12 protein-coding genes are annotated in these 13539 nt (G+C 52.8%); 7 read left to right on the top strand and 5 right to left on the bottom strand.

All coding sequences use genetic code 11. The features are described from left to right. Nucleotides 1–76 precede the first annotated feature (76 nt). Complete coding sequence (gene egtD, locus Hfont_RS05930; protein ID WP_112991368.1) at nt 77–1039, bottom strand: L-histidine N(alpha)-methyltransferase; 963 nt, start codon at nt 1037–1039, stop codon at nt 77–79. Nucleotides 1040–1425: 386 nt separating this feature from the next. On the opposite strand from egtD, the gene Hfont_RS05925 reads away from it, so the two are divergent. From Hfont_RS05925 to Hfont_RS05895, 7 genes are all read left to right on the top strand, one after another. Then, a complete protein-coding gene (locus tag Hfont_RS05925; protein WP_112991367.1) occupies nt 1426–3213 on the top strand; it encodes an ABC transporter transmembrane domain-containing protein in 1788 nt (595 codons plus the stop codon). Between the two features lie 113 nt (nt 3214–3326). After that, nucleotides 3327–4301, top strand: a complete 975-nt coding sequence (locus tag Hfont_RS05920; RefSeq protein WP_112991366.1) for a thymidylate synthase — start codon at nt 3327–3329, stop codon at nt 4299–4301. A 29-nt stretch (nt 4302–4330) separates the two neighbouring features. Continuing rightward, nucleotides 4331–4819, top strand: a complete 489-nt coding sequence (locus Hfont_RS05915) for a dihydrofolate reductase (RefSeq protein ID WP_112991365.1) — start codon at nt 4331–4333, stop codon at nt 4817–4819. 206 nt (nt 4820–5025) lie between these two features. Beyond that, entirely contained in the window at nt 5026–7278 is a 2253-nt protein-coding gene (locus Hfont_RS05910) for an arginine/lysine/ornithine decarboxylase (protein ID WP_112991364.1), read from the top strand. Nucleotides 7279–7306: 28 nt separating this feature from the next. After that, nucleotides 7307–7729 (top strand): VOC family protein, encoded by a 423-nt coding sequence (locus tag Hfont_RS05905; RefSeq protein WP_112991363.1) that lies wholly within the window; start codon nt 7307–7309, stop codon nt 7727–7729. A 30-nt stretch (nt 7730–7759) separates the two neighbouring features. Continuing rightward, on the top strand, nt 7760–8146 hold the full coding sequence (locus Hfont_RS05900; RefSeq protein WP_112991362.1) for a DUF488 domain-containing protein: 387 nt from the start codon (nt 7760–7762) through the stop codon (nt 8144–8146). A gap of 93 nt (nt 8147–8239) precedes the next feature. Continuing rightward, nucleotides 8240–8692, top strand: coding sequence for a PliI family lysozyme inhibitor of I-type lysozyme (locus Hfont_RS05895; protein WP_112991361.1), 453 nt, complete (start codon nt 8240–8242; stop codon nt 8690–8692). Nucleotides 8693–8836: 144 nt separating this feature from the next. Here the strand turns inward: Hfont_RS05895 and Hfont_RS05890 are convergent, their stop codons facing one another. The 4 genes from Hfont_RS05890 to Hfont_RS05875 all read right to left on the bottom strand — a co-directional run bounded on the left by Hfont_RS05890 (nt 8837) and on the right by Hfont_RS05875 (nt 13505). Further along, nucleotides 8837–9226 (bottom strand): VOC family protein, encoded by a 390-nt coding sequence (locus Hfont_RS05890; protein WP_338322769.1) that lies wholly within the window; start codon nt 9224–9226, stop codon nt 8837–8839. Between the two features lie 23 nt (nt 9227–9249). Then, nucleotides 9250–12183, bottom strand: coding sequence for an HD domain-containing phosphohydrolase (locus Hfont_RS05885; protein WP_112991359.1), 2934 nt, complete (start codon nt 12181–12183; stop codon nt 9250–9252). 222 nt (nt 12184–12405) lie between these two features. Further along, nucleotides 12406–12936, bottom strand: a complete 531-nt coding sequence (locus Hfont_RS05880) for a chromate transporter (RefSeq protein ID WP_112991358.1) — start codon at nt 12934–12936, stop codon at nt 12406–12408. Then, complete coding sequence (locus tag Hfont_RS05875) at nt 12933–13505, bottom strand: chromate transporter (protein ID WP_181666417.1); 573 nt, start codon at nt 13503–13505, stop codon at nt 12933–12935. The genes Hfont_RS05880 and Hfont_RS05875 overlap by 4 nt, the downstream gene beginning before the upstream one ends. Nucleotides 13506–13539: the final 34 nt, after the last annotated feature.

The raw sequence follows: 13539 nt of genomic DNA, 5'->3' as shown, positions 1-13539 counted from the left end.
TGATGGAGAGATACTTTTTTCTCACGGTTCAGCTTAGGTTCGACCACTTATATTTTCCAGCGTTCACATCCATCAATTACGCTGCCCGTGCATGGCAAACCATAAACCACTGTTGCGGATCGGTCCAGGTCGTCACATTCTCGAATCCGGCCTCTGTCAGCAAACTGATAAAACTCTGGCGCGTGTATTTATAACTGTTCTCGGTATGTATCCGCTCGCCGCGTTCAAAACGGCGTACACCGTTCGGCCAGCGCACGGTCTGATCCGACAAGGCTTCCAGATGCATTTCAATGCGACTCAATTTGTCATTGAAAAATCCGCGATGCCGCCATTCACGCAAATCAAAATCGGCATCCAGTAAGCGATTTAGATGCAGCAACAAATTCAGATTGAAGGATGCGGTCACGCCCAAAACATCATCATACGCCGCATCGAGTATCGAATTTTCCTTGACCAGATCCACACCGATCAACAGACCGCCGTCAGCTACATCGCCCTGCATGCAAGCCGATTTGATCTGCCGCAAAAATACCAGCGCGTCATCCGGCATAAAGTTGCCTATCGACGAACCCGGATAAAAGAACAGCCGCTTCTCGCTGCGCACATTTTTCGGCAACCGCAGATCCACCGAAAAATCCATGCCGACCCCCACCATGTCGATATCCGGAAATTGCTGCTGCAATTTATTGACAGAATCACGTAAAAACTCGACCGAGATATCGATCGGCACATACTGCGCAGGCTGCAAGCAGGGAAATAAATTTGCGGCCTTTGCACAATTACCGGCACCAAGATCGATCAGGGTCGTTCCAAGACCTATTGCCTGCGCCATCTCTTGCGCATGCTTGCCGAAAATTTTTGCCTCGGTACGGGTTGGATAATATTCCGGCAGTTCGCAAATCGCTTCAAACAGTTTGGAACCCAAAGCATCGTATAAATATTTTGGCGACGTCGTCGCTTGAGTGGCAGTCAAACCTGCCACTAGCTCATCGTCTATGCATTGCGTGCGCTGCTCTACGAGTTGAATGAATTGTGCCAAGCTGGCTGCTCCTTGGTGGTATTGCAGATGGTCGAGTTAGCGATACTGGTCAGACTATGTTCGAACTTATCCGCTCCTGGTCACACGACTGCAGAATTCAATTGAAGCAAGCAAAGCTTGTTCCCAGCGATACCGCCCCCATATGGCATCGAAAGTCGCCGGGCACGCAAGCGAAACAAGGTCATTCCTGCAGCCATTACCTGTAAGACTTACAAAGACGCGCAGCGACTGGTGCTAAGCTACGTGAACGATTGAATATACGACTCAATAACGATGACTTAGCGTCAACCTTATCATGCAAAGCCTGCACGCATAACGTGACCGCTTAATGATCTACATTCCTCATATCGAATTCGCATTCCAATTTTAGGCAAGCTAGTGAACCCATGATTCCGAAGACGTCCAGAGAATTACAAAAAGGCAGTATCGCCACCTTGCGCGGTTTGCTGACATTTTTACTGCCTTATAAAAAACAGTTTGCACTGGCAGGCATCGCCCTGATCATTGCCGCCGCTGCGACGCTGACGATACCGTATGCCTTCCGGCAAATGATCGATCTTGGCTTCGGCGCCAACGGCATACATGACACGGCCAGCATCAATACCTACTTCATTGCATTGTTCGGCGTGGCTTGCATACTGGCGGTCGCTACTGCAGCGCGCTTCTACATGGTGTCGTGGCTGGGCGAACGCGTAACTGCAGATGTACGCAGCGCCGTCTATTCGCATGTCGTCACACAAAGCCCGCAGTTTTTTGAAACCACGCAAAGCGGTGAAGTTCTGTCACGCATCACCACTGATACGACACTGATTCAAACCCTGATCGGTACTAGCGTATCGATGGCCTTGCGGAATGCCCTGTTGTTCATGGGTGGTCTGGTGATGCTGTTTGTCACCAGCATCAAGTTGTCATCCATCATTCTCGTGATGTTGATCGTCACTGTTCTACCTATCGTCTGGTTCGGCCGTCGCGTGCGTACGCTGTCGCGCGACTCGCAAGATCGTGTTGCTGATTCGTCGGCGCTGGCTGGCGAAATCCTGAATGCGATGCCGACCGTACAGGCATTCACGCACGAAAAAATTGAAGCCAGCCGTTTTGGCAAAACTGTAGAGGAAGCATTCAAAACTGCGATGCGCCGTATACGCGCGCGTTCGATGTTGACGATGATCGCGATTCTGCTGATTTTTGGCGCCATCGTTTTTGTCTTGTGGCTGGGTGCGCATGCTGTCATCAACGGCACCATGAGCGCTGGCGAACTCGGCCAGTTCATTTTGTATTCCGCCATCGTCGCCGGTGCGATCGGCGCACTGTCAGAAGTACTCGGCGATGCACAACGTGCAGCCGGTGCGACCGAGCGCCTGCTGGAACTATTGGCCGTGCAATCACCGATCTCGTCACCAGCGACACCGATCGCGTTACCACCGCGTCGCGCCAATGGCGCAGCACTGGCACTGGATCTGGTGACCTTCCATTACCCGTCCCGCCCATTGACACCGGCCTTGTCCAATATGTCAGTTGCCATCAAGGCAGGCGAAACGGTGGCCGTAGTCGGCCCGTCGGGTGCAGGGAAAACTTCCTTGTTCCAGTTACTGCTGCGCTTTTATGATCCGCAAGAAGGCGTGATCGAACTCGATGGCGTCGATATTCGCCAGCTCGAGCTGCATGACTTGCGCAACACCATAGGCATCGTGCCGCAAGACACCGTGATTTTCTCTGCCAATGCGATGGAAAACATACGCTACGGCCGTCCCGGTGCCACAGACGAAGAAGTCATCGCCGTCGCCAAATTGGCTGCCGCACACGAATTCATAGAACGCTTGCCTGAAGGCTATCTATCCTTCCTCGGCGAACGCGGCGTACGCCTGTCCGGCGGCCAGCGCCAGCGCATCGCCATTGCGCGCGCCTTGTTGAAAAATCCGCCCTTGCTCTTGCTCGATGAAGCCACCAGTGCTCTGGATGCAGAATCGGAGCGTCTGGTACAAAGTGCTTTGGAAGCCGCAATGGTCGGTCGTACCACGCTGGTTATTGCCCATAGACTGGCGACAGTGCAACGCGCTGATCGCATCATCGTGATGGAACACGGCCACATCGTCGAAACCGGCACGCATGCGTCGCTGGTTGCTGCCGGCGGCCTGTATGCCAGCCTCGCTGCGCTGCAATTCGGCCAGCATTAAGCGCAGACTGACCAGCCCGCCCGTTCAGTTAAAATAGCGCTTTACTGCGGAATTCAGGCCTTCCTGTATTCCGCGCCTACCCGCGTCACACATTAATCTTAAACGGACTATGCATGAAACAATATCTTGACCTTGTGCGGACCGTACTCGATTCCGGAACCTGGCAGGAAAATCGTACCGGCATTCGCACCATCAGTATTCCCGGTGCAATGTTGCGTTTCGATCTGCAAAAAGACGGTTTCCCGGCAATCACCACCAAGCGTCTGGCTTTCAAATCTGTCATCGGCGAGTTGATCGGCTTTTTGCGCGCGACCCGCAGCGCAGCCGAATTCCGCGCGCTGGGCTGCAAGGTTTGGGATCAGAATGCGAATGAAAACGCCGAATGGCTGAACAATCCGTATCGCCTCGGTGAAGACGATCTGGGCCCGGTGTATGGCGTGCAATGGCGTCAATGGCCAGCCTACAAATTGCTGGACGCCGACAATAAAGACCAAATTAAGGATGCGCAAAAGCGCGGCTTTCGCCTGATCTCGGCCGTCAACGACGACGGCACCGACAAGGTGTTGATGTACAAGGCGATCGACCAGTTGCGCGATTGCCTGGATACCATCATCAATAATCCAGGCAGCCGCCGCATCCTGTTCCACGGCTGGAACTGCGCCGACCTCGACGCGATTGCGCTGCCAGCTTGCCATCTGCTGTATCAATTCCTGCCTAACCAGACCACGAAAGAAATTTCGCTATGCCTCTACATCCGCAGCAACGATATCGGCCTCGGTACGCCTTTCAATCTGGCTGAAGCGGCAGCATTGCTGCACGTGGTCGGACGCCTGACCGGCTACAAGCCGAAGTGGTTTACCTACTTCATCGGCGATGCGCATATCTATGAAAATCATCTGGATATGCTGAACGAACAAATGACGCGCGAACCGTACGCGGCACCGAAACTGGTGTTGTCGGATCGCATCCCGGATTACGCCGTCACCGGCAAATACGAACCAGAATGGCTGGAGAAACTCGAACCCAGCGATTTCAGTCTTGAAAACTACGAACATCACGCACCATTGAGTGCGCCGATGGCGGTTTAATCTGGAGCCATACTCTTAGAGTAATACTTATGCCTGCACACCTGACCATCGTCGTCGCCATCGATACCCATAACGGCATCGGCATCAACAACACCCTGCCCTGGCATTTGCCCGAAGATTTGGCGCACTTCAAGCGCACGACCTCCGGCCATCCCATCATCATGGGGCGCAAGACTTTCGATTCCATAGGCAGACCTTTGCCGAATCGCCGCAATATCGTCATCACCCGCAATGCAGAATGGCAACACGCTGGTGTAGAAGCGGTCACTTCGATCGCGGCGGCAAAGGAGTTGGTCGGCGACCAGCAGGCCTTCATCATAGGCGGCGGGCAGATTTTTACCGACACGCTAGCCGACAGCGACCGTCTGATCGTGACCAGGATAGACAAAGCCTTCGACTGCGATGCATTTTTCCCTGCAATCGACCTCACCAAATGGCAAGAAACGGCGCGTGAAGAACATCATTCCGAGGCGAATGGTTTCGATTACGCCTACATTACCTATGAGCGGATAAGCTGAACCAGGGTTTTGTCATACAGCCGTCACGCCCACGCGCGACACTAGCTGGTATTACTGCCGTATCACTCTGGTAACAAGAGGCCGTAGATCAGATGATCTGCGGCTTTTTTCTCCCAAATTCTGTATATATCTGCGAAAATTCGCTTTCCTTTTCTGGCGCACATCTAGACCCTGCGCGCCGCACTATCCGTCCTGCTGGAGACCGCATGAAATTTCGTTTCCCCATCGTCATCATCGATGAAGATTTCCGTTCCGAGAACACTTCGGGCCTTGGCATACGCGCGCTCGCCGATGCAATGGAAAAAGAAGGCATGGAAGTGCTGGGCGTCACCAGCTACGGTGACCTCTCGCAATTTGCGCAGCAACAATCACGCGCATCCGCTTTCATCCTGTCTATCGATGATGAAGAGTTCGGTGCCGGCTCCTTTGAAGAAACCGATTACGCACTGAAATCTCTGCGCGCATTCGTTGAAGAAATTCGCCACAAGAACGCCGACATCCCGATTTATCTGTACGGTGAAACGCGTACCTCGCGCCACATCCCGAATGACATCCTGCGTGAACTGCACGGCTTCATTCACATGTTCGAAGACACGCCTGAATTCGTCGCGCGCCACATTATTCGTGAAGCGAAGTCCTATATGGATGGCTTGTCGCCGCCATTCTTCCGCGCGCTGGTGCATTACGCACAGGACGGTTCGTACTCGTGGCATTGCCCTGGTCACTCCGGTGGCGTCGCATTTTTGAAATCGCCTATCGGCCAGATGTTCCACCAATTCTTTGGTGAAAACATGTTGCGCGCCGACGTCTGCAACGCGGTGGAAGAACTTGGCCAGTTGCTCGATCACACCGGCCCGGTTGCCGCTTCGGAACGCAATGCTGCACGCATCTTCAACGCCGATCACTGCTACTTTGTAACAAACGGCACCTCGACCTCGAACAAGATGGTCTGGCACTCGACGGTTGCGCCTGGCGACATCGTCGTCGTTGATCGCAACTGCCACAAATCGATCCTGCACTCGATCATCATGTGCGGCGCGATTCCAGTATTCCTGATGCCTACCCGTAATCACCTTGGCATCATCGGCCCGATTCCATTGTCGGAATTCACGATGGAAAACATCCGCAAAAAAATCGAAGCCAATCCGTTTGCGCGTGAAGCCGTCAACAAGAAGCCGCGCATCCTGACCATCACGCAATCGACTTACGACGGCGTGATCTATAACGTCGAGACCTTGAAGAACATGCTGGATGGCGAAATCGACACCCTGCATTTCGATGAAGCATGGCTGCCGCACGCAACTTTCCACGATTTTTATAGAGACATGCACGCGATCGGCAAAGACCGCCCGCGCGCCAAAGAGTCGATGATTTTTTCTACGCAATCGACGCACAAATTGCTGGCAGGCTTGTCGCAGGCTTCGCAAATTCTGGTGCGTGAATCAGAGAAAGTGAAGCTCGATCAAGACGCCTTCAATGAAGCGTACCTGATGCACACATCAACTTCACCGCAGTACTCGATCATTGCGTCATGCGACGTCGCGGCTGCGATGATGGAAGCACCAGGCGGCACTGCACTGGTAGAAGAAAGTATTCTCGAAGCGCTCGACTTCCGCCGCGCAATGAAGAAGATCGATCAGGAATGGGGTCAGGACTGGTGGTTCCAGGTGTGGGGACCAGATACTTTCAGTGAAGAAGGCATAGGTACGCAAGACGACTGGATGATACGCGCCGAAGATACCTGGCACGGCTTCGGCGATCTGGCTCCGGGCTTTAACATGCTCGATCCGATCAAGGCCACCATCGTCAATCCGGGTCTGTCGCTGGACGGCAAGTTCGGCGACTCGGGCATTCCGGCATCGATCGTCACCAAATATCTGGCCGAGCACGGCGTCATCATTGAAAAATGCGGCTTGTATTCGTTCTTCATCATGTTCACGATCGGCATCACCAAAGGTCGCTGGAACACGCTGCTGACCGCGCTGCAACAGTTCAAGGACGACTACGACAAGAACCAGCCTATGTGGCGCATCCTGCCGGAATTCGCGGCGGCAAACCCGCGCTATGAACGCGTTGGTCTGCGCGATCTGTGCCAGTCGATTCATGATTTCTACAAAGCGTATGATGTGGCGCGTTTGACGACAGAGATGTATCTGTCAGATATGCAGCCAGCGATGAAACCGTCGGATGCGTTCGCCAAAATGGCGCATAGAGAAATCGATCGCGTACCTATCGATGAACTCGAAGGCCGTGTCACATCGATTCTGTTGACGCCTTATCCACCGGGCATTCCATTGTTGATCCCGGGTGAACGCTTCAATAAAACGATCGTCGATTACCTGCGTTTTGCGCGTGACTTCAACGAGAAGTTCCCTGGCTTCGAAACCGATGTCCACGGTCTGGTCACGCGTGAAGTCGATGGCAAGCGCGGTTACTTCGTCGATTGCGTACGCCAGTAAATCAGTTTGTTGATGAAAGGAATGTGAAATGAAACCTCGCATTACCGTCATCACACTAGGTGTCGATGATCTGGAGAAGGCACTCCGGTTTTATCGGGATGGCCTCGGCCTGCAAACACCAGGCATCATCGGTGCCGAATTTGAATATGGTGCAGTTGCCTTCTTCGATCTACAGGCAGGATTGAAGTTGGCACTGTGGCCACGCAAGAGTATTTCCCAAGACACCGGCCTTCCTGTCGCATCCATCAGTCCTACCGAGTTCACCATCGGGCATAACGTATCTTCAAAAGAAGAAGTTGATACCGTCATGCTGCAAGCACAGAATGCCGGAGCAATCATCGTCAAACCGGCCCACGATACGTTTTGGGGTGGCTACTCAGGCTATTTTCAGGATCCCGATCAGCATCTATGGGAAGTTGTATGGAATCCCGCCTGGGATGCGCCAAACTGAAACGCATAAACGCAATGATCAGAGGCCGTCATGGTTGCACGTATCGTCAGATTGGGTAGCAAGCGCATCACAGACGAAGGCATACGCATAGGCACTGTCCGTCGCCCGCCACGCGGCGTAGCCAAAACCGATTTTGCTTCGCATAACTGGTTCGATGTCTGGTTCCCCAACCTCGCTCCCAGTGCCGCAACCGTCAAGCTCGCACATAGCGCCACCACAACGCAAGAGTGGAACACCTTCTTCAAACGCTATCGTGCTGAAATGGCGACACCCGAGAATGCACACACGATTGAACTACTCGCAGCACTTTCGCATCACAGCAACTTCTCGGTCGGATGCTACTGCGAAGACGAAGCGCACTGTCATCGCTCTGTGTTACGCAGCCTGTTAATCGACAAAGGTGCAAAAGTCGCGTAAATCCATCATTTCGCAATGCCGCACATCGCGTGCGTCGCATCAACGGTGAATGTAAATTTTTCGAATCAAATCAACTGAACAAAAGAGATATCAATGAACAAGCTCGTGTTATTTTTTCTGAGCGCTGTACTGTCTACGGCCACCCTCGCCGCCGGACATGAACGCATCGTCAAGACAGAAGTTTTGCCGCAAACCAAAGGCATGCTTGTCGCAGCGGAAGGCGATCTCGAACCGCGCAGCATAGGCAGTTACAGTTTGCGTCTGTATGCGAAAAACGATCCGGCCTATCCGTATGACAATTTCATCAGCGGTGTTGTGCGACTGCGCAATGGCACGCTAGAAGGAATCAAATTCGCCGATCTGGATCATGACGGCAAGCCGGAAATCATCGTCACCATACGCTACGTAGGCAGCGGCTCATTCGTTACTGTCGATGCCTTCCGCTTTCGCAATAAATCCTTGCAATTGCTGACATCGATTGCCGGGATGGATGCGAAGAAAGATGCCATCAAGGCATTGAAGAATAAATTGAATAGCCGACACTAAACGTCATCCCATCTTTAACAGAAATATAAATGACGGCGTGGAAGGTAATGAGCATTCAGTTTATGGAATCGCTTTGCCAGCCACATCCGAGTTTGAATGCCGGGGCGATACAGCATTAGCCCAAGCGACGACTGTCCTGTCGAATTACGTCTGACGTGCATAGCTGACCGTCAACATTTCCCATTGATGGCCATCCGGTTCGTTCCAGTAGACGATGCTGCCGCCATGCTGCGTGTCAATCCGAAAGTCGACCGGTTCATGAACCTTGCTGCGATATGCGATCCCAGCGTCCTTGATACGTTCAAGGATGGCGTTGAAGTCATCCTGACTCACCCGAAAACAGTAATGCATCAAAGGAAAGGGATCGCTCCATTCATCAAAGTCGAGCGTCAAACCATCGTTCACGTAAACAGGGGAGAACGGCCCTATGCCTGTTTCCGACCACGGCACCCCTAACACTTCAGCCAAGAGTTTGGCAGAAGCCACCTTGTTGCGGGATGGCACCATAAGGTGATCAAGATGCACTGTCATCATGCTCTCCTGTTTTACTGTCAAACTTAAGCGGCCGCTTCCACAACCGGTTTATCCAGATAGGTATTGATATCCACTTCATCTATCTGCTCCGCTGCCATATAACACTGCGCGTATTCCATATAGACGCCAGAACGCAGGAATAACTCAAACAGTTCGTCATCGATATGCTGATCCTTACTCATGAATGACATGATCTTCAATGCTTCGGACAAGGTCTTGCCCTTCTTGTAAGGACGGTCGGCAGCGGTCAGCGCCTCGAAGATATCGGCAATCGCCATCATGCGCGCAACCGGGCTCATGTCTTCCTTCTTCAACATCTTCGGATACCCGGTGCCATTCATCTTTTCGTGATGACCGCCTGCGATCTCCGGGACGTGACGCAGATGACGTGGAAACGGCAGCTGCGACAGCATGATGACGGTCTGTATCATGTGTTCATTGATCTTGTAGCGCTCCTCTTCCGACAAGGTGCCGCGACTGACAGACAGGTTGTAAACCTCGCCGCGGTTGTAGAGAAGCTCAGGCACCTTCATGCGGAAGTTCCATTTATTGTCTGCCGCAATCTTGTCTTGCGCACGACGCTCAAACAAATGCTCAGGCTTGTCGGCCAGCAGCGATTCCGTCACTGGCAAGGGTGTAACCGGCGTGCCGGACTTGCGCCGCTTTTCTTCGTAGGAAATTCCCAGCGCGTCATCCAGCGTACGCAACCAGGTTCTCTCTGCAATCTTCTGCAGACGCTCGACTCTTTCCGGCGCCATGAATTCACCACCCTCATTGCATGTCGCGATAAAGGCAAATTCCTCATCCAGTTCACGTAGCTTTTCTGCCAGCTTTCCTTCTGCAATATCCTTGTTCTCACCCGAAGCAATTGCACGCAAACAATCAATCTCGGCATCGCGCTTGAGGACTTCAAAACGCATGCGTACTTCATGAATACGGTCGTAGATGGTTTCCAGCTTGGTGGCTTTATCAACCACGTACTCCGGTGTGGTGACCTTGCCGCAATCATGCAGCCACGCAGCAACGTGCACTGCTTCCCATTCATCCTTGCTCAAATCGAAATCGGCGTACGGCCCGCTATCTTGAATACAGGCGGCACGCGCCAACATCTTGGTCAATTCAGGCACGCGTGCGCAATGGCCGCCGGTATAGGGACTCTTGGCATCAATGGCACCAGCGATCAATTGAATAAAGGCTTCGAACAAGGCCTTCTGTTCGTGGATCAAGCCGCGCGTTTCCATCGAGCTGCTGGCGGAATCCGACAAGGCACCGACGAAAGCCAGCTGTGTCGCATCGATGCGCGTTTTACGCTTCAATAGCATCAACCCCAGCAATTCATGCTGACGGTTGAAAAGCGGCACTGCGACCATCCACGCCGCATCTGCTTTTTCGCAAAGCGCGTTCAAACCTGCTGCTTCGATTTCATCTGCATTCATCATGTCGTCCTGCGCCTGCTGCCTGTCCAGTGCGGTACGCAGCAGCGCAGGCAAAGCATCCATACGCAAGGTCTGCAAGCTGCGGCTAACCTCCTCTCCTACGCAGGAAACCGCAGTGCAAGGCAGCAGTTTGTCGCCATCAACCAGATACAGCGCACCCGACTGCGCGCCGCCGGCAGCAATCGTCTCATTCAACAGCATCGGCAATAATTTTTCAAAATCCGTCTCCGCAGCTACCGCATGCGTAATGCTGATGAACTTGCGGATCGTGTTCTTCATCACGTCCATCGTTTCAGCCAGAGAATTGACTTCAGTGATGCTGGACCGCAGCCGGATTGGCTCGTCAAATTTAAAGCGGCGTATCGACTCTGCTTCATTGGCAAGAACACGTATCGATTTTGAAATAAACCGCGATACAAGCCAGATCAGAGGGATCGCGATCAAAATAATCAGCAAGGTAACCAGGATGGATGTGGAGCGAATTTTGAGCGCTGTCGCAAACAGCTCGCCCTTCGGAATCGCCGTCATCAGGTACAAGGACTCGGCACCTTCAAGTGGAATGGGCAGAACCGATACGCGCCAGTCCTCACCATCAATCTCGACCGATCTGGAGATACCTTCCGGGTCCATGTTTTTTGTAATGGAGCCGGCCAATCCAGCCAGCGGCGGGATACCAAAGTCTTTCAAATTCTTGAGCGCGGGCGGTGTATTCGCCGTCGTCGGCGTCGCGATCAGTCTTTTCAAATCCTCGTATGCGACGACATTACCGTCGGCACTCACCAAGGTTAATTGACTTGATGGCGTGACTTTTTGCCGCTGCAAGACAGCGCCCAGGGATAACAAGGGAATATCAACCGCAATCACTGCGTGACCATCCTGCGAACGTTGCGCAACCGTCAGGCCGACTTGACCAACTGAAAAGAAAAGATAGGGCTTGGTAGTAACGGTGCCGTTTGCTGCCATCGCACTCTGGTACCAGCCGCGCTGGCGTGGATCGAATCCGGCCGCGTATTCAGGATGAACTTCTTCCCCCAATACCTGCATGTCGGCATCCAGGTAAATGTATTTTGCTTCCCCATTTCCATTACTGCGTTCAATACTGCGGAGCTGGTAGTAACTGCCTGCCGGAGCGCGATACCTGATGCGCTCCTCTTCACTACTGATGCGATGCAAAAAGAGATAATCACCTGAAGCGTAACCGATAAAAATGGAAGTCATGCCTGAAGCGTTGTTCAGGGTTGGCTGCAGGACGTTGAAACTTGCCATACGCTCTTCCAGCGTCTCGGCGTAGGCCAGCCTGTGATAACTCAACAATTCAACTGTGGTATTGGCAGGGCCGATAATGCCGTTGATCTCGCCGGCAATTTCGCGGCTGGCGCGTTGGGTCAGATCCTGTGCCGAGGTTTCCAGCATGTCGTAAGACATCTGATAACCGACACCGGCAATCACGCCGCTGATGACGAGCGTCATCACAATAAAAAGGGTGGACAGGTGTATGTGAAGAGGAAACTTGAACTTCATGAAGCACCTACCCGTCTGAGAGATTGTCAGTGAATCAAGTGATGCTTATTCTGCCGTAATTTTGTGAAATGCTCCATGCAAAAGTTGATGCTATGCATACGCTGAAAAAGAAACTGCGGAAAAGCCGATAACACCAAGCCGTAACGCACAATGCAAAACGAAAAAGCATTGTGCTTTTTCGCTCTGACAATCTGAAGAGGCGCCTCGCAACATCCTCAATAATTAAACCAGACCATTACCGAACAAACCGATCATGCTTCCCGCCAGCAAGAGCCACAGCGGATGTATGCGCGTTTTCCAGGCAATCAATGCAGTAAAAACCGTAATCGCGGTCAGTAACCAATTTCCATCCGAAGCATGCGCAATCAGCGCGGCACTGGCAGCCACGATGCCAGCCGTCACGGGCACCATGCCCGATTGAATATAAGTGCGCCAAGGTTTGTCCTTGAAGCGTTCCCACGCGTGCAAGGATACGATCGTCAGTAGCGATGAAGGTCCGAATTTTGCGATGGCAGTTACCAGCATGCCCATCCATCCCGCGACATGCCAGCCGACCAGATTCACTATCATCATGTTTGGTCCTGGTGCCGCCTGGCTCAAGGCGAACAAGGCACTAAATTCTTTTGCCGACATCCATTGGTGCACCTCCACTACCTGGCGCTGCATCTCCGGCAGGATCGCATTACCACCACCAAATGCGAGCAGCGATAACTGCGAAAAAATCAGGAATAAGGCAATCAAGGTCTGCGTCATTTTTTGCTCCGCGCAGTTACCCAGATGCTAAGCGGCGTCATCACCAGCATGACCCATAGCAAAGGCCAGCGCAGCAAAGCGATGGCGACAAAACAAATCACTGCAACCAGCGCCATCAAAAACTTCTTGCGCAAGGGCAGCGCAATCTTGATCGCCATCGACACCAGCAAACCAGCGGCAGCCGCGGCCAGACCGGCAAATACATGCGCTACTTGTGCATCGTTCTGGAAACGCTCATACAACATGCCCAGCATGATCAGCACCACCGACGGCATCGCGACCAGTCCCATGATGGAAACGAACGCGCCCTTTACGCCACGAAAGCGCATGCCGACCGCTACCGACAAATTAATCATATTGCCGCCCGGCAGAAACTGGCACAGCCCCAGCAACTCCGTAAATTCGGTTTCATTCAACCAGCGCCGCCGCTCAACCAGCATTCGATGCGCCAGCGGCAAGGCGCCACCAAAAGCCATCATGCCAAGCGCGAGAAAACCCAGGAACAATTCTTTAGAGGTGGGTATCGCAGCGACCTCTTCTACCTGCATATCGCTCACATTGCTGCTCATATTCTTTACCTCTGTTCTCAATCACGTTGCTGTG

The sequence above is a fragment of the Herminiimonas fonticola genome, from assembly GCF_003293745.1.
In the GTDB taxonomy this organism is placed as follows: Bacteria; Pseudomonadota; Gammaproteobacteria; order Burkholderiales; family Burkholderiaceae_D; genus Oxalicibacterium; species Oxalicibacterium fonticola.
Note: the sequence above shows the minus strand (reverse complement) of the source record. Positions and strands in the feature narration are given on the sequence as shown.